The organism is Rhodopirellula europaea 6C (assembly GCF_000338295.1).
Taxonomy (GTDB): Bacteria; Planctomycetota; Planctomycetia; order Pirellulales; family Pirellulaceae; genus Rhodopirellula; species Rhodopirellula europaea.
The window spans coordinates 38953-56978 of record NZ_ANMO01000202.1; the positions used below are offsets into that span (position 1 = coordinate 38953).

The 18026-nt window shown below is 56.7% G+C and carries 12 protein-coding genes; 9 read left to right on the forward strand and 3 right to left on the reverse strand.

Annotated features, from left to right (window positions below; all coding sequences use genetic code 11):
* Positions 1–4 precede the first annotated feature (4 nt).
* From RE6C_RS20470 to RE6C_RS20500, 7 genes are all read left to right on the forward strand, one after another.
* The gene (locus RE6C_RS20470; RefSeq protein ID WP_008659642.1) at positions 5–2200 is read left to right on the forward strand and encodes a P-loop NTPase family protein; all 2196 of its coding nucleotides are present in this window, start codon (positions 5–7) and stop codon (positions 2198–2200) included.
* The gene (locus RE6C_RS20475) at positions 2197–4014 is read left to right on the forward strand and encodes a hypothetical protein (protein WP_008659643.1); all 1818 of its coding nucleotides are present in this window, start codon (positions 2197–2199) and stop codon (positions 4012–4014) included. The genes RE6C_RS20470 and RE6C_RS20475 overlap by 4 nt, the downstream gene beginning before the upstream one ends.
* The gene (locus RE6C_RS20480; RefSeq protein ID WP_039962790.1) at positions 4014–4844 is read left to right on the forward strand and encodes a MotA/TolQ/ExbB proton channel family protein; all 831 of its coding nucleotides are present in this window, start codon (positions 4014–4016) and stop codon (positions 4842–4844) included. Before RE6C_RS20475 ends, RE6C_RS20480 begins: the two co-directional genes overlap by 1 nt.
* A 20-nt stretch (positions 4845–4864) precedes the next feature.
* Positions 4865–5464, forward strand: a complete 600-nt coding sequence (locus tag RE6C_RS20485) for a hypothetical protein (RefSeq protein ID WP_008659647.1) — start codon at positions 4865–4867, stop codon at positions 5462–5464.
* An 80-nt stretch (positions 5465–5544) separates the two neighbouring features.
* Positions 5545–7881, forward strand: a complete 2337-nt coding sequence (locus tag RE6C_RS20490; protein WP_008659648.1) for a HEAT repeat domain-containing protein — start codon at positions 5545–5547, stop codon at positions 7879–7881.
* Positions 7882–7932: 51 nt separating this feature from the next.
* Complete coding sequence (locus RE6C_RS20495) at positions 7933–9003, forward strand: mannose-1-phosphate guanylyltransferase (RefSeq protein ID WP_008659650.1); 1071 nt, start codon at positions 7933–7935, stop codon at positions 9001–9003.
* 275 nt (positions 9004–9278) lie between these two features.
* Positions 9279–11300 (forward strand): SH3 domain-containing protein, encoded by a 2022-nt coding sequence (locus RE6C_RS20500; RefSeq protein WP_008659651.1) that lies wholly within the window; start codon positions 9279–9281, stop codon positions 11298–11300.
* A gap of 135 nt (positions 11301–11435) precedes the next feature.
* On the opposite strand, the gene serA is transcribed toward RE6C_RS20500, so the two are convergent.
* On the reverse strand, positions 11436–13058 hold the full coding sequence (serA, locus tag RE6C_RS20505) for a phosphoglycerate dehydrogenase (protein ID WP_008659653.1): 1623 nt from the start codon (positions 13056–13058) through the stop codon (positions 11436–11438).
* 47 nt (positions 13059–13105) lie between these two features.
* The gene (serC, locus tag RE6C_RS20510) at positions 13106–14257 is read right to left on the reverse strand and encodes a 3-phosphoserine/phosphohydroxythreonine transaminase (protein WP_081605702.1); all 1152 of its coding nucleotides are present in this window, start codon (positions 14255–14257) and stop codon (positions 13106–13108) included.
* Positions 14258–14669: 412 nt separating this feature from the next.
* Between serC and RE6C_RS20520 the strand changes: the two genes are divergently transcribed.
* Both RE6C_RS20520 and RE6C_RS20525 read left to right on the forward strand, forming a co-directional pair.
* Entirely contained in the window at positions 14670–16004 is a 1335-nt protein-coding gene (locus RE6C_RS20520) for an O-antigen ligase family protein (RefSeq protein WP_008659657.1), read from the forward strand.
* The gene (locus RE6C_RS20525; protein ID WP_039962778.1) at positions 16001–17197 is read left to right on the forward strand and encodes a glycosyltransferase family 4 protein; all 1197 of its coding nucleotides are present in this window, start codon (positions 16001–16003) and stop codon (positions 17195–17197) included. The genes RE6C_RS20520 and RE6C_RS20525 overlap by 4 nt, the downstream gene beginning before the upstream one ends.
* On the opposite strand, the gene RE6C_RS20530 is transcribed toward RE6C_RS20525, so the two are convergent.
* Positions 17136–17978: an SDR family NAD(P)-dependent oxidoreductase gene (locus RE6C_RS20530; RefSeq protein ID WP_008659662.1), complete on the reverse strand. Its 843-nt coding sequence runs from the start codon at positions 17976–17978 to the stop codon at positions 17136–17138. The two genes, RE6C_RS20525 and RE6C_RS20530, sit on opposite strands and share 62 nt — an antisense overlap.
* Positions 17979–18026: the final 48 nt, after the last annotated feature.

Consider the following 18026-nt stretch of genomic DNA (forward strand, 5'->3'; position numbering starts at 1 on the left):
GTTCATGTTTCCATTGCGACGTTCCACAAAAGACTCGTCGGTGGATTGGCCGGCGTTGCTGTCTTTGTTGGAAGACGATGATCGACGGGCAGCGGTTTCGCGTATTGCGCCGAGTGAAGGACGCGAGAGCTTTCTGACGGCGTTGCGGCGGATTGAAGCCGCACAATCTCAGGCCACCTTGGCGGCGGGGCGACGGCTTCACACCGCATCCAAACTGATTGATCGACCCACGATCGCTGTTTCAGGAATGCTTAACAGCGGCAAGACGAGTCTGGTCAGTTCGTTTCTATCGGAAGCTGGCCAACGCCGAACGCTGCGGGGAACGAGCAATCGGCACGGGACCCATCGTTTTGTTTTGTGGTTGCCACAGAGTTGGCGATCCGATGTCGAGCTTTGGAGTCTGCTGATCACACGGATTGGTGACTCGCTGGGCAACGCTCCCGAGGAACTGTCGCTTGATCCGGAGATCGCGGCCGAACAATACAACAATCGGGACGGTGATGCGTCGTTGCTGTCCGTGCCTTTGTTGGGCACCGATCCCGGGCTCGACGAAGTTGGTGTCGGTTTGCTGGATTGTCCTGACATCGTTTCGGACGAAGAGTTCGGACTGGGATCTCCTGAACAACGTCGCGAATTGTTGGGGCGCGCGGCGACGTTGTGTTCCGCGTTCTTGATCGTGACCGGCGCTGAATCATCGCGCGACACGACGCTGGCGGATTTGCTTCGCATCGCATCCGACTTGATGCCCGGTGTGCCGCGAATGTTGGCGGTCAACAAGGTGCGTCCGCGACAAACACCGGACCAAGTTCACGAAACGTTTGCACCGTTGGTTCAGAAGTACGGTGTCGGAACGCTCTACGCCGCTTACGATTTTGACGTTCCTTCGAGTCGTCCTTTCATCCCAGTGTTTGGCGATCAGCACCCGCAACGCGATGCGATCTCCGCGTCAGAATCTGATCTGCAAGGAGAAGACGATCCTGATCCCTTGCCGGTGTTCTTTTCCGTCAGTGAAGATCCCGATAGCAATCCACCCGCAGCGATCGATGAGGATCGATTGTTGCAGGCGTTGCCGTCCAAGCTCGATCGCGGCGTTCTGTTTTCGCAACTGCATCAAGCGCTTCGCATTAACTTAGAAGATGCGGTTTGGAACCAAGGCTTGGAGTCGATTCGGCGGGATTCAGATCAGTCGTTTGAAAAAACGCGTCAGTGCCAACAGGTGTTGTTGGACTCGGCGTTGGAATACTTCGCTCATCGTAAGATTGGCGGTGAAGTGATCGAGCTGCGTTTGCATCAAAGCGAACGAATCATTCGCCAGCTCAGCGAATCGTTCGCGGCCACCGCACCTTGGTATGCTCGCTGGGGAGTACGCCTGAATGCGACGCTTCGGCGTGTCGTCGGGGGAGCGGGGGATTTCATTCGCAATCTGACGCCGACGGCTGTGTCTCGTCGCGCTGCTGATGACATCAAAGGACGATTCCGAAGCGGCGAATATGGTGGGCTGATCGAGCCAACCGGTTTGATCAACGAGATTGAACGTCATGGTGGAACGACGGTTTTGTCACATCTTGCCGCGGCTTCGGACGGCGGTTCAGCGTCGGATGACGGTGTCTCTGCGTTTCGTGAACCGGTCGAGCGAGCGGTCTTGCGGTTTGAACAAGACGATTTCACGACGTTGGACCCGCGACGTTTGGATACCGCGGTTCGGCAGATGTGGTCGGAAGTTCCCATGCACCGAAAAATCGCGACGGGACTGACTCCACTTGCGGCTCTGTTTGCGACCTTTGGTGCGGTGCTGATGATCCCGGTTGATCTAGGTGCCAATGCGATCCTGGCCGCATCGATTCCAGAGATGCTGGCGGCCGGCGGTCTGACAATCATGTCGACGATGTGGGCTGCCAATCGGGGCACACAAGACGTCAGCCAACAAGCCGCACGTCAGCAACTTGCCGACTTCCTCGCCGTGTTGTGTGATGAGTTCGGTGTGGCTCGACCAGATCCGCCGATGGACGTGCGGGTTGGCAACGCTGACGTCACCTTACCGCCGTCGCGAATTGCAAGTGGTGAACCTCCTGAAAGAATGGTGTCGCTGTATCGGCTTCGGGATGAGTTCATTGCTGAGCTGAAGCGATTGTTGCCTCGGCCAAACGCAGCGAACAAACGCTCCACTGGCTCGCCCGCTGAATCAGGAGTCACGCGATGAACGCAATTGTGATGGATGACTCGGGCGATCGTTTCTTGCAACGTGTTCATCGTGCGGCGGACCGGGTGCTGGGCAACAGCCAAACCGGGCGAGAGATTGGCGAGCTATGCCGCGATCATGCGGAAGCTCGCGAAATGATCTTGACCGATCGAGCATCCAATTCGGTTGTCGTTGCAGTCGTGGGAGCAACCGGGCAAGGCAAGTCTTGGTTGGTTCGCCAAATGATTCGAGGCGGTCCGGTGGACGCCATTCGAAGCGGCAACTCGCTTGACGAGGCGACTGAAAAACTGACTTGGATCGGACCAAAGCCTCCCGCTGATTTGGATGCTCGTCACGAACGTTTTCTGGCATGCGACGCGGGCAAAATGCGATCGATCGGGTCACCTTATTTGCTGGTCGACGCTCCGGGGGCAACCGATGATCGACGCGCGATCGCGGGAGTCGCCGAGCGAGCGTTGTCGACCGCATCGGTATTGGTGATGGTCATTCGTCGCGATCAATTGCGCAGTCAGCGTGTATCAGGATTGGCGGCCGCCTCCGAAGGCACTGTCGTCATTCCCGTCGTGAACATGGCCGACGTCAATGATGATTCGTTGGATGCCGACGTGGAGGCTTTGGTCGCACGTTTGCGATCGACGGCACCACAAAGCCAGATCGCTCCCGCGGTGATCGTCAGCGATTTTGAAATTGACGAGCGTGGTGAAGACGAGATCGGTATTCGACTGGCTGAAACTTTGGGACGTCGAATTGAAGAAGCCATTTGTGAATCGGGCGGAGGTGACCAGCGGCGGAGCACTCGGCTGTCAGCGTTGGACGCACGATTCTCAGCAGCGGTAGCCTCAGTCTTGCAGACTCAGTTGCCGGAATTGACCAATGCCGTCGATCGATTGAATGCGGAAGCAACGCGTTTGCCATCTGAGGTGGCGGGAACGTTGCTCGGCGGAACAACACCGCTGCGAGCCGCGATTCGCAGCCGGCTTCGCCTTTCGCTGATGGCCGACACTGCCGCGATTTGGTTTCCTTATCGAACACTGCTGTCCTTGTTGAATTTGACTCACGGTGCATGGGATCGTGTGTTGTTGTCATTGTCGGGATCACTGCCTTCGCTGATTGGCGCTGTCTACGCGGGGGCTCGAAATGTGAGTGATCAACGAGCCGCTGACATGGACTTGCGAACCGGATTGCGACAACGAACTGCGGCCTCGGTGGCGGATCGGTTGGGGCCGATGGCAAGGCGTTTTCGAGCCGAGTTGAACAAGCTTCGTCACGGAACGATCGAAACGGAGATCGAGTCTTCGCCCGATGCACCTGTCGCGTCGTTGGCGGGTATCGAGACGTTGCAAGAGTCATCGCAGAAGTCATTCGATACCGCGATCAGCCAAGGTTCCGCGACGACTTGGTTCGCCAATGTTGCGGGGCTTGCTGGAACGCTGCTGTTTTGGCTGTTGATGACCGGGCCGCTGGTGGCACTGTACCGGGGCTACTTCGACGCCAGTTATTCGACGATGCGAGATGTGTTGCAAGCGGAAGGAGTGGCGGGTGATCTGGGCAAGTTTCCTCGGCCGGACGTGTCGATGATGTTGACCAGCTTGCTCTTGTCCGTTTTGCCGGTGGCCATCTTTTCGATGTTGGTGCTATCGTGGGTGCAAGCGAAGGGGCGAGTTGATCGCATTGAGAATCGGTTGCGAGAAGAACACGAGCAATTGATTCAGCGATTGCAGCGAGATGGTGTGCTGCGTTTGGCATGGAGCGATCCGTTGCTCGCCGATGCGGAGTTCTTGTTGTCGGTTGGTCGAGCGGTGGATGGAGAATGATGATTGCAACCATGCTGCAAGACCTGGCGAGCAACATGCTATGGACGCAAATGCTTTCGCAGACAGAAGTACCAGCCGGAAAGCCGGAGTCGATCTGGTCGATCGTGACCAGCGGTGGGATCCCCGGTTTGATGATCCTGTTTGTTCTGTTGTCGTTTAGTGTCGCGGCCGTCTACTTGGTGGTGGACCAATCTTTGGCCTTGCGCCGTCAGGATGTGGTTCCTGAGAAACTGAGTGAAGATGTGGCGGCTGCGTTGCAGTCTTCTCGTGTCACGGAAGCTGAGACGTTGCTGCGTCAGAAGCCCAGCGTATTGGCGGGGATCATCGCGGTTGGATTGAATCATCGTGAGTACGGATGGCCGGAAGTTGAAAAGTCGGTCGAAGATGCATTGGTTGACCAATCCTCTCGAATGCTTCGGCGGATCGATTACTTGGCGATGATCGCGAATTTGGCACCGATGGTCGGGTTGCTCGGAACCGTGACCGGAATGATTTTCGCTTTTCGTCAGGTCGCGGCCACACGCGGAGCCGCCGGTGCCGGGGATCTCGCGGAGGGTATCTATCAAGCGTTGGTCACGACGGTCGGTGGATTGCTGGTCGCGATTCCCGCTCTCGCCGCATCCGGTGTTTTGCGAAACCGAGTGGACGCGTTGTTGTCAGACGTCACAATGCACGCGGATCGAGCTTTAGCTCCTCTTCGCCGAAGAGCCGCCGCAACGTCTCGATTGGTTTCGGCGAGTACGCCCGGCGGTGGACGAATCGTTGCTGTGCCGCCGGCTCAAATGCCAGGCCGTAAAGCACCGCGTCCCGAACAAGATGGAACCCGATGACACTCCCAACGGATGGACCCATGGATCACTCTGCGAAGAAAAGTCGGTGGTTTGGTGGCCGGATGACTCCCGCCGTGATGTTGATGTCGATTGCCACGGCGGCAATCGCTCAGCCGCCAACGGACGATTGGAAAGAAGCTGAGTTGCCGACGGTGAAGACGCCCAGCGGTGCACCTCCCGACAAAGCGGCAGAAAAGATTCAGCAAGCACTTGATGGTGATCCGCTCAATTCAACCGGTGATGGCATGTTGGACGACGTGCTGAGCGTCATCAAGAGACGTGGCAGCGTGCTGGATGGATCCGTCTTGGATTCTGAAATCGATCCTCTCGGCGACGTCGCTGGCGAGAATTCAAACGGTCTAGAATCGGGCAAATCTGCCTCCAAACGATCGTCCGGGCCAACCGAGACCTTCCGTTTGGCTGAACAATTGTTGGCGACCGCACGAAGATTGGAGAAGGCGAGTCAGGTTTCGAAAGCAAATCGCGCCCCGCGAATCGTTAGCGGCGATGATCTTGCGAAACCTCGCGCGGACATGCTTCCGGTCGAGACGCTTGTTTATCAGATGCGGCTGCGTGCGGTTCTACTGATGCAGAGTGGCCTGAACTCCTCCAGAGAGTAAACTCGAGGATCCCGCCTCGCCTTGGACCGGATCGCTATCGGTCGTGATCCGTCCTCCCCTCCCTTCCCCGTCTTCTCTTCATGCTTCTCGCCCTTCGAAATCAACTCAAGCGACCGTTGACGCTGGTCTTCGTCTCTCTGGTCGTGTTGATCACGGGCGTCGTTGCAGCGGACTATTTCACCGGTCTGCCGAAATCCGCGGTTGCTACTTATGTCGGGCGAGATGCCTGCGTCGAATGCCATCAAACCGAATCGTTGGCATTCAAAGGTTCTCACCATGATTTGGCCATGGATGTGGCAACCGACGAAAGCGTGATCGGCGATTTCAACGATGTCGTCTTCGAGCATGACGGATTGCAGAACCGGCTGTTTCGAGACGGTGACCGGTTCATGGTTCATACCGAGGGCCCCGATGGCAAGATGCAAGACTTCGAGGTGAAGTACGTCTTCGGAGTGGATCCACTGCAGCAATACATGGTGGAGTTCGATCGCGATCCCGAATCGAGCGATGATGAGATCGGACGATTACAAGTCTTGAGGATCAGTTGGGATACCCATCGCAAAGAATGGTTCTATCTGCGTCCGCCGGATGTGCCTGAGAAGCTTGAGCCGAACGATCCACTGCACTGGACCGGTGTTGCTCAGCGTTGGCAAACCATGTGCGCAGATTGTCACTCGACCAATTTGAAGACAAACCACGATGTTGAAACACTGACCTATCACACAACGTTTTCAGAGATCGACGTCAGTTGCGAAGCGTGCCACGGCCCCGCGAGTTTGCACATCGAGATGGCCCGTGGGAACTCGCTCTTCTGGGATCGGCACCACGGTTACGGGCTGGCTCAGTTGAAAGGCGAAGACGCCACCGGACAATTGGAAGCATGCGCGCCGTGTCACAGTCGCAGAAGCCTGATGGATGCGGATTACCAAGCGGGCGATCCGTTCTGCAGCCACTTCAACTTGGAACTGCTTCGCGGCGATACCTATCACGACGACGGACAAATCAAAGACGAAGTCTACGTGTATGGTTCGTTTGTGCAGAGCAAGATGTTTCACAAAGGCATCCGCTGCACCGACTGTCACGATCCGCATTCGCTGGAACTGAAGCATCCAGGCAACGAAACGTGCACGTCTTGCCACCAGCATGCCGCAGGAAAGTACGACGTTCCATCGCACCATCACCACGCGGTTGGTTCCGAGGGTGCGAAGTGCGTCAATTGCCACATGCCCCACACGACATACATGGAAGTTGATCCACGCCGCGATCACAGCTTGCGTGTGCCGCGACCGGATTTGTCGGTTTCGATTGGAACTCCGAATGCATGTAGCAGTTGCCATGTGAAAGATCAGCTCGAGAACATCTCGGCAGACAAGCGTGAGTCGCTGGACTTGTACCAAGATTGGTTGTTGGCAGCTTCGGAAGGCGACGAAGAGGTTGCGGAGGCGATTTCGAAAACCGACCAATGGTGCGATGAAGCATGTGATCGATGGTACGGCGACGACCGGCAAACACCGGCTCACTACGGCGAAATTTTGCACGGCTTGCGAAGTGGTGATTCAGGCTCGATCGCGAAAGCACTTCGATACGTGATGGAGCCGCCGGAGATAGCTCCTGTATTGGCTCGTGCCACCACGCTCGACGAGTTGCTGCAAAGCGGCCGAGGACGTGAGTCAATTTCTGCGGCAAAAGCAGTGCTCAAAGATTCGAATGAACATCCAATCCTTCGTGCGACTGCGGCACGCGTGATGGGCGCCAGCGGACCGTCGGACGCGGTCAAAACGTTGCTGCCGTTGTTAACGGACCCGTCCCGTTTGGTTCGCAGTGAAGCGACGAAGGCATTGGTTTCGTCGGGCGGCTATCAGACTCTTTCTGGTACGCGACAAAAGCAAGCCGACCTGGCGATCGATGCGATCGAAGACGAATTGATGTTGGCCTCTGACCGTGCCGGCGCTCACATGGCGTGGGCGTCACTTAGCGAGCAACGCGGCGATTATCTGGAAGCTGCAGAAGCCTACCAGAATGCAATCCGGGTCCAGCCGAGTATGTCTGGGCCTCGGACCAATTATGCGTCGATGCTGGATCAATTGGTCTCTGCCGCGGCTCAGTCTCGCGAAGCACAGTCAGCGATTGTTCAGTTGTTCGGCGGCAGTGGGGCTCTGAACGAATTGATGATTCAAGCTTCCGAGAAAGCGGCTCAGCTTCGACGCGATGAATTACCGTTGTTGGGACGCGATGCGAAGTTGGCGTCCAAAAACGCCGACGTTCAATACCGGTATGGATTGGCGTTGTATTTGTCCGGTGATTTGCCTGCTGCGGAAAAGCAATTACAACGGGCGGCAGAGCTCGCTCCCGACGTTGAGATTTTCTCCACCGCATTGCAATTGTTGCGTGAGCGGATCAATCAATCGGAAAAGTAGCCGCAGAATTCTTTTCTCCATTCGACTCGACTTTCAACACGGATTCGATTCATGCTTCACGCAATCATCATGGCAGGTGGCAGCGGAACTCGCTTTTGGCCCGCTTCTCGGAAGGCCAAGCCAAAGCAGTTGCTCTCGCTCGCCGGCGAACGCACGATGATTCAGGCCACGCGAGATCGGCTCAGTTCAGTGATTCCGGCGGAGCGAACACACGTGTTGACGTCGGTCGCATTGGTCGAGCCTATCGCGGAGCAGTTGCCCGAACTTCGTCGCGAAACGATCGTTGGCGAACCATGTCGACGCGACACCGCACCATGCGTCGGTTTGGCCGCGGCCTTGGTGGCTCACGAAGATCCCGATGCGGTGATGTTGGTTTGCCCCTCCGATCACGTGATTTTGCGTCATGACAAATTCGCTGAGGGTGTCCGTCGTGGCGAAGCGATTTTGGCCGAGCATCCCGATGCGATTGTGACTTTTGGGATCAAGCCTTCTTATCCGGCGGAATCCTTTGGCTACATCCAACGCGGCGACGTGATTGAGGGGCATGAGGCGTACAAAGTCAAAACGTTCCGAGAGAAACCGGATTCGGAGACTGCGAAGAAGTATCTGGACGAGGGAACGTTTTCGTGGAACAGCGGCATTTTCCTTTGGAAGGCCCAAACGATTTTGGATGCGCTCAAGCAACACGAACCTAAAATGTATTCGCACATCCAAGCGATCTCAGATGCGATTGGCACCGACGAATACGATGAGGTGCTGCAAAAAGAATTCGCCGCCATCGAAGGCAAGTCGATCGACTACGCCGTGATGGAACGACACTCACCGGTCGTCGTCATCGAGGCACCGTTCGACTGGGACGATGTTGGAAGCTGGCAAGCCGTTTCTCGTCTTCACCCGGCCGATGAATTCGGCAATGCGGTCGTCGGATCGCATGTGAATGTTGATTCGAGTGGTTGTATTATTCATGGGAACCCCGGGCACACGATCGCGACGATTGACGTTCACGATCTGATTGTCGTGCAAACCGCGGACGCGACTTTGGTGGCGCCAAAGACTTCCGAGGAACGGGTTCGCGAAGTCGTCGCGGCCCTCCAAGCGAGCGGATCCGAAGACCGGATCTGACGAGAATTTCAGGACGCTCACGCCGAAGTTCGATGCTCTCCTCCGTGCGAGATTCGCGTCAGTTAGCGGCTAGAGTGGAGGGCCAAACCTGGGAAATTCGCCCGGGCGTTTGAAATCGGCGTCTCAGTGGTGCTTCGCGAATGATTGATCTTGTCGCGGAGGGCGGAATCTAGCTATCGATCGGTGTGATGCCCTGGTTTGAGGTGCATCGCCGTCTCATCAGGCTGGTCTGGGGACGGCACCATCCGGTTTTCCGCGCCATACGCAGTGTTTTGATGAACGAACACACCGCCAACCCTTCGCTGCACGCGGGGATGTTGTCATCCCTCGCTCTGAAATTCGTTTTGGGCGGTCTAGCCTTTGTTGCGACCGTCGCTGGTTCTGCGAATGGCCAAGACAATTCCGCCAACACGGTCAGCCAGCCCTACCTGGTGTTTGTATCCGATGAAGGAGCCCATCTTCGGTGCGGACCATCGGGCGAGTACTACAAAACCGAAGCGGTTCGACACGGACAGGAACTCGAGGTCTACGTCGAAACAGGTGATGGATGGTTGGGCGTGCGTCCCGTCGAGCAAAGCTTTTGCTGGGTTGCTGCCGATGCAGTCGAACTCAGCCAACAAGCCCAGCCAAAGCGACAAAGCGGTGGTGATGTCCTGGGATCTGCCACGGTGACGGAAGACAAAACGGTTGCGTGGATCGGAACCAATCTTGGCCGTGCGCGTCGCTACCGCTGGCAGGTTCAGTTGGCGAAAGGCGAAGAAGTCACAATCGTTGGAAGCAGCGAACGGGAAGGACCCGATGGGCCACAAACCTGGTACCGAGTCGTGCCACCTTCCGGTGAGTTTCGCTGGATTCATCGCGACCAAACCGCAGCGACCGCGGAAGCTTTGGTTGCGAGTTTGAAGCGACCCGAACCCGCCCAGCACATGTTTTTGCCGGATGGAAATACCGAGCCCACTCCTGCTGCCAAGCAGCCTCGCGTGGCGATGTCGCAGTTTGAAGCTGACGTGGCAAACGAAGATTGGGACTTGGACACCGACACGCATCTCAGCGAAACAGATGCCGAACGATCGCATCCTCGTCGCGAATTGGCCGAACGTGTTGCTCGTTTGAGTCGCAGCGAAGAACAAGCTCATCCCGGAGCGGAGATCGAAGAAAAAGAGGATCACCACCCACGAAGTTTGTCCGATCGAATTGCTCGAGGCCTGGAATCGTTGGTTGGCGGCGGTTTGAAAGAGGCAGCTGATCTCGAACCCATCACGCGGTCGAGTCGTCGTATTCCCGATTTGGTGCCGATCGAAGACCATCGCGTTGCACGTACGGAAACGATCACCAACGACGTCGCCACGGTGGCGCATGAAGAAGCAATGCCCGCTACACCGAGAGCTGCCGTTCCTGCCGCCGCGCCGGTTGTTGGCAGTGGTGTGTTGCCAATCGGTTCGAGTGTGGCATCGACAACTGCATCGCCCACGACGGTTCCGGCATCACAGGCACCGCAAGATTCAACCATGACGATCACGTCGCGCCCGCGAATGGTGGACGGGAGCGGGAGCGTTGCAACGATGGGCGGTTCGGTCAATCCAGGTCAGCCTTCGGGCATCCAGCAGGTCTCGGCAGTCTTTCCGCCGGCGACGCCTAAGTTGCGAACCATCGCGGCGGCTCAAATGGAACAAGTGCAGCGTGACGTTGCCCAATCCGATGTGGCGACGCTGCCAGTGTTGTTTTCTAAGTTGATGGCTCGTGGAGCATCCGCACCCGAGATCGGTTTGGTCGCGGAAGCGGCTGAACGCTTGCAACTTCACGCCTTGGCGACTCGTTGCCGCGAATACCAGGTTGTTGCTCAACGAAGAGATGGTGAAACGGTGGTCCAGACGTTGGGATTGCCCACGCCGATCACGCCTGTTCCCACCATTCACTCCAATGTCGCGCCGATTTCGTCGGTTGTCACAACGGGTTCGCAAATCAACTACGGTTCGCAATCATCGTCCATGAATCAGACTCCGGCGAACTTGCCAGTTCAAAACACGGCGACCGTCGCTCACGAAGTTCCGGCACCGGCGGCATTGCCCGTTCATGAGGGAACTTTGGTGGAGGTTTATTCAGCCGATCCAACTCGACCGCCCTATGCGATCACCGATCGTGGCGGACGAACGCTCGCATACATCACTCCCGCGCCCGGTGTCGATGTGCACTCGCACTTAGGAGCAACCATTCGGGTGACCGGCGAGAGTGGGTATCTGAAAGGAATCGATACGCCGCACGTGATGGCGACATCCGCTGCTCGCATCGTTCGCTAAAAAGCAGCGACATGGCGATACAACGTTCAGCAAAAAAGGCTCGGTGATTTCACCGAGCCTTTTTCGATTCATGCGGTCATGTTTGCCGCGATTGGGCATCGTCCGAAAAGGATTTGACCTTTCGGAGGGCAATGTCTAGCTGAGCCAGCTTGGCAATTGGCCTGCACCGGGCATGTCGATGACTTGGCACTCCGTGATCGCATCGATGGCGAGCAAGTCGTCCAGTGCAGCTTGGGGGACGTCGCCATCGAGGCTGAGGACGCCGATGGCTGCACCGCCGGGAGCATCGCCTTCGCGGCCGACCGCCATTTGAGCGATGTTGACGCCGTGGCTGCCGAACGTGGTTCCGACACGACCAATGATTCCGGGCACGTCCTTGTGGACAAAGACCAACAGTTTGCCGTCCAAGAACGATTCCAAACGATAACCGTTGACGAGAATCAATCGTGGCATTTCGTGGCCGAGGATTGCGGCACCGGCTTGGACCGTTTTGCCGTTGCCACTGACCTCAGCGGTGATGCTGCTGGTGAAGGCACCTTTGTCGCCGACGCGTTCGCAGGTGAGTTCAATGCCACGTTCGCGAAGCAGCATTTCGGAGTTGATCACATTGGCATCTTCAACGACACGTTCCAGCAACCCGGCGCAGAACGCGTTGTTGAGAACTCGAGTGTCTTTGCCGGAGACTTCGCCGCGGAAAGTCAGGCGAGCGTGGTCGATGCCACCACCGTGCAGTTGGCTGAGGAACAATCCCAGTCGGTGAGCCACGTTGAGGTGGCCACGAAGTTCGGCCAGGGTTTTAGGATCAAGCGACGCGACGTTGACGCTGTGACGAATTTCGCCGGTTCGCAAGTAGCTCAGCAGCAAGTGGATGCCTTCGACGGCGACTTGCGTTTGTGCCTCTTCGGTGCTGGCACCCAAGTGAGGCGTGCAGACGACGCCGGGCATTCCGAACAGCGGGCTGTCTGTGCAAGGTTCGTTCTCGTAAACGTCGAGTGCGACACCACCGAGTTTGCCAGACTTCAGACCTTCGACCATCGCTTCGGCGTCGTAGATTCCACCACGAGCCACGTTGATGATCCGAAGGCCGGGTTTGACCTTCTCGAGTTGCTCCATGCCGATCAAACCGCGAGTTTCTGGGGTCAGCGGCGTATGGACGGTCAAGTAATCGATTTGCGGAAGCATCTCGTCGACCGTTGCCACTCGGCGGACCTTCAGCGATTCGGCCTGGTCATCGGTCAGGAACGGATCAAACGCGACCACGTCCATGTCGAATGCTTGAGCACGCGAGGCGACTTCGCGACCGATGCGGCCCATGCCGACGATGCCCAAGGTCTTGCCAGCGACCTGGGTGCCCATGAATTTCTTCCGGTCCCAGCGGCCTTCGACCAAGCTTTGATTGGCCGCGGCGATGTTGCGGCTCATCGCGAGCAGCATGGCGAACGTGTGTTCGGCGGTGCTGACCGTGTTGCCAGCGGGAGTGTTCATTACAACGATTCCGCGACGCGTGGCGGCGGGTTTGTCGATGTTGTCGGTGCCCACGCCGGCGCGAACCAAGGCTCGCAAACGGGTGTTGCCTTCCAAGGACTCGGGCGTGATGGTCACGCCGCTGCGAAGGATCGCCGCGTCGAACTCGTTGAGTGATTGGCGAAGTTCTTCGCCTTTGAGTTTGGTGCGAACTTCATATTCGATGCCTTCGGAGGCTTCGAGTAGGTCGATGCCTTCTTGGGCGATGTCGTCCAGAACGAGAATGCGATGCATGTTGGGGACTGAGATTGAAGGGGGATGGATGGTTTGTGGGATGCCGTCTAGCTGTTCTTGCTGGCAAAGTCGTTCATGAACGACGCCAATGCGTTGACGCCTTCGCGAGGCATCGCGTTGTAGATACTCGCTCGGATGCCGCCGACACTGCGGTGGCCCTTGAGGGCGGCGAGCTTATGCTCAGCAGCTTCCGCGATGAATTTGGCGGTCAGTTCGTCGCTGGGCAGATTGAACGTCACGTTCATCAGGCTGCGGCAATCGGTTTTCGCGTGACCACGGTAAAAACCGTTGCTGGAATCGATTGCGGAATACAACTGCTGCGATTTTTCACGGTTGATGGATTCCATCTTTTCCAGTCCGCCCATGTCATCGCGAAGCCAACGAGCGACTTTGCCGAGCACGTAGATGGCGAACGTCGGTGGAGTGTTCCATTCCGAGTCGTTGTCGTGATGGTTCTTGAAGTGCAAGTAGCCGGGGATGTTCGGATCGGCTTGGTCGAGCAAGTCCTTCCGCATGATCACGACGGACACGCCAGCGGGACCAGCGTTCTTTTGAGCACAGGCGTAGAGCAGACCGTATTGGTCGATCGGAAGTGGGCGACAAAGGAAATCGCTGGACGCGTCGCTGACTAACGGTACCGAGTCAGGGCAGTTTGGTTCCGTTGGAAACTGAACGCCCTGGATGGTTTCGTTGCTGCAGTAGTACATGTAGGCAGCATCGTCGGGGCAAGCCAAATCAGACGCCGATGGAATGTGGTCGTAGTTGGAGTCCGCCGCGTCAAAGAGGACATCCACGTCGCCCTCTTTCTTGGCTTCCTTGATCGCTTTTTTGCCCCAGGATCCCGTCAGCACGTACTGGGCTCGTTTGCCGCTGCCGCGAAGCAGGTTGGCTGGGATCGCGGAGAATTGCAGTGTTGCTCCGCCTTGCATGAACATGACCGAGTAATCGTCGCTGACATTCAGCAATTCGCGAATGGTGGATTCGGCGTCATGAAGCACGTCGACAAACAATTTGTCGCGGTGGCTGATTTCCATGATCGACGCGCCCGCGCCGGGGTAGCACAGCATCTCATCTTGAACTTCCCGCAGCACCGATTCGGGCATGGTGGCTGGTCCCGCCGAAAAATTGAACACCCGCTCGGGGTGGCTCGCGGAAGATTGGGCGGAAGTGGTTTGCACACCTTGGGCTGATGCAGTCATTCGAGGCGGCTCGGTTGCATAGGGGTGATGGGGAGGATGTCCCGGGGGTAAAGGCCTGATTCCGGAACAAGTTTTGGCGAATTCTAAACGTCCATGCCCAGATGCGGAAGGCAACCCGAACGCGGGCGGGAGGCCGATTTGACGCAGGCCGATCGATCAACCGATTGCACGGTTCGGGGCACAAATTCATTGCGAACAGACGCTTGGGAGCTACTGAGGACAACGTCGCGTTAGCCTATACGGCGGCCACGCGAGTGGTCTGGTCCGAAAATCGGACCGAATCGGCGTGAAATCAGTGCCACCAGGACTTCGGAATCAAAACACGCCTTCGAAAAAACGCCAGCCCAATTAAGCTGGAGTGCGATCGCCGTCTGATCTCCGCTAGCTTTTTCTGAGTCGATTCCACCTCGCCATGCTGCAACTCGCCCAGCAAATTCGAACGGCATGGAACGAATCTTCGTGGCTGGCGGTCACGACGTGGTGCTTGGTTGCTCTGTCTACTTTTTTCGGGCCGCTCGATATTGGTTCGGACGCAACGGCCATGACCGTTGGTTTGGACATCCGAGTCGCATGCAAGTTAGTTGTCGCAGGCCTAGCATTTTTGGTCGGCATGTATGGTTTGCTGACCTCTTCGGACGTGCGTCAAACTCTGACAACAATCCCACCCGTCGTTTTGTTGACAATTTTGATGTTGGTCGGTTTGGCAACACCGATCGCAATTAGCAGTTCATCGTTGCCTGCGGTTTTGATCAACGTTGCCTACGTTTTGTTTATCGTTGTTGCATTGTTCAGCATCAGGCTGCGTGGGGTGGTCACCGCTGTTTTGGTGGGCGTGACCGCGACAATGGGAGTGGCACTGTTTTTGTACTTTTTTGTGCCGAAGTTTGGTTCGTTTCCTGAATTGCTGGCCGATGGCTTGGTCGTCAATCGAATGTCAGGAACGGCTCATCCCAATGCAGTGGGAAGAGCGATGGTGCTAGGCCTGATCGCAACGTTGTACTTACGGCGAAGTGACGTGTTGCGATTGAAGGTGACTTTGCTACTAACGGCATGTTTTGCACTGGGGGCGTACCTGGCCTGGAGTCGGACGGCGTTGCTGGCCGGTGCGTTTGGGGTAGGCATCTTGTACTTAGATCAGCTCCGAGGACGATTCGGAGTTTCCGCCGTTGCGTTGCTTGCCTTGCTAAGCATTTTGGGAGTCACATTCATCTATGCGACTGGGCGAGAGGACCAATTAGTTGGGAAGGTGCTCGAAAAACTTTCCAAATCTGGCGATGCAGAGGAGATCATGAGCGGGACGGGGCGTTCCGAAATTTGGGCCGAAGCGACTAATCTAATCATGCAGCGTCCTATCATTGGGCATGGTTTCAACGCCGCTCCTATCTTGATGCTCGACTATTCCCAAGCGACACACAACGCGGTTCTTCATGCATCGTTGGCGGGAGGATTGATCGCAGGGGCATTGATGGCTGGATTGTTGCTTTGGAATCTTTACCTCGTGTTTTTCGCTGAGAATTTGTTGATTCGAGCGTTCTCTGCTTTCACGATTCTTTCGTGCTTGACTGAAGACACCGTACTGGAGATTTTCCCTGGACCATGCACCATTGTATGGATGGTGTGCGTCTTTTATCCCGCGTTAGTGAATGTGCACCAGTCAGAATCGTTTGACGGCTTTGATTACCATCTCGACGAAGCTGAAACGAAGGCGGATGACCGTGGACTCATTGGAGTCTTACGGACATCATGAAGCGAGCCTCTAACGCGACGGTCGTCTACCTACGCAACTTTTTCGCGCCTGATTCCATTGCCATCGCCCAGGCGTGGGATCGCCGTGTTGGAAAATTGATTGTATTGATTTCCGTCTCGATGGAGGGCAATCGAAGTTGGAAGCCCGATGATGGTGGGCTCGATGTGAGGCGGCAGAAAACTTGGACTCGAACTCGGGTCGATCACCATCCGAGTGGATATTCTGATATTAACTATGTCCACTTTCCGATCGATACGACGCGGCAATTGAAGCGAGCAAAGGCTGATGTCGTGGTGTCGAACGAACTGGGACTGCGGTCCATCTTGTCTGCTTTCCACTGTTCGCGATCTGGATGGTTTGGATTGCGAAAACGTCGGTGCCAGTTAGTCATCGCCGTCAGCACTTCGCCGTGGATCGAGGCCAGTCGATCGGGTTGGTTGCGAAAAAAACAGCGTTCGTTGTTGCTCGCCCGAGCGGACCGAGTGACGTTTAACGGCCCCGAGTGCAAGCAATGGTTGCTTGGACTCGGCGTCCCGGAAGATCGATTGGCCCCGTTTGACTATTCGGCGGATCCAACCAAGATCTACAGAGGTGAACTCCAAAGCCAAACAGCCGATTGTGTTCGTGTGTTGACCGTTGGTCAGTTGATTGATCGCAAGGGCGTTCGCGAAGGATTGGCGAACATGATAGAGGTGACGCGTCAATCTCCGGACCTGCTCATTGAATGGACACTGATCGGTGGCGGCCCACTGCTGGCCGAACTGAAAGAGGTGGCGATGCCGGACAACTTGAGGATCGATTGGCGAGGCAATTGCAATGCCGAACAGATTCGTGATGCCTATCGTGATCACGAGATCATGTTCTTCCCGACCCGTGGCGACGAATGGGGATTGGTCGTCGACGAGGCTCTTCACAGCGGGTTGGTCGTGATTGGGAATGAGCGAGCCCAAGCAGTGGCAGCCTTGATTCGTGATGGGCACAATGGTTGGATCGTCGAAATTGATCGAGCGGACTCATTGGCTCATGCCATCAGCGCCTACGCCAAACTCGACGCGACGGAAAGAATGAAGATGCGTCAGCAGGCGAGAGAATCGGTTGTCGATCGAACGCCCGAAAACTCAGCAGATCAGATCACGAGTCTGATCGATCAGATGTTGGCGGAGCCTCGAAGCGACGATTCCAGCCACCGTTGACGTTGATGTTTTGGCCGGTGACGAAACTGTTCTCGGGTGCGGCCAAGTAAGCGACCGCCTCGGCGATGTCTTTCGGTTTCCCCCAGCGGTGCATCAGCGATTGATGCTTCGCTCGGTCGTCCCAGTAACCCGACGTGGTTTCGCCCCAAGCCGTTTGCGTCCATCCGGGTGAGACCGTGTTGACTCGCACGTGCGGTGCCAACGTTTGTGCGAGCGAAGCTGAGAACGCCATCACCGCGGCTTTGACCGGACCGAACATCATTCCCGCATCGCCTTCCATTCCAAGCGGGGCTTGGTCCCATCCGATGAAGGTCATCGACGGCACGATCGAGTCATTCCGTTTCTGTGTGCAGACTTGCTGCTTCAGCCGTTCGCCGACCAATCGCGAAAGTGTGATGGTGCCTTGGACGTCGACGGCCAGCAGTCTTTGGAGCTTTTCGTCAAACGACCATTCTGCCGCGGCACCGGTCAGCACATCCAGACCCGCATTGTTGACCCAGGTTTGGATGCCGCCGGAAAACTTGAACGCTTCCTCTGCCAATCGCCGCACGTCGTTCGAGTCAGCTAGGTCCGCCGCGATGATTTCGGCGTCTTGGTCTTGTTCTCGAATCGCTGCCGCGGTCGATTCGGCCCCCTCTCGATTTCGACGGTAGTGGATGAGGAATCGAGAATGTCTGCCCAAGGAATTTTCGTATTCTGCCAGCCGGATCGCAATTGCCTGGCCGATGCCGCTGGAGGCACCGGTGACGACGATGCCGGATGGGATCGGTTTTGCAGGCATGACAAAGCTCGAGCGGCAAGGAGCGGTTGGCCAGGATGCGATTGGCCG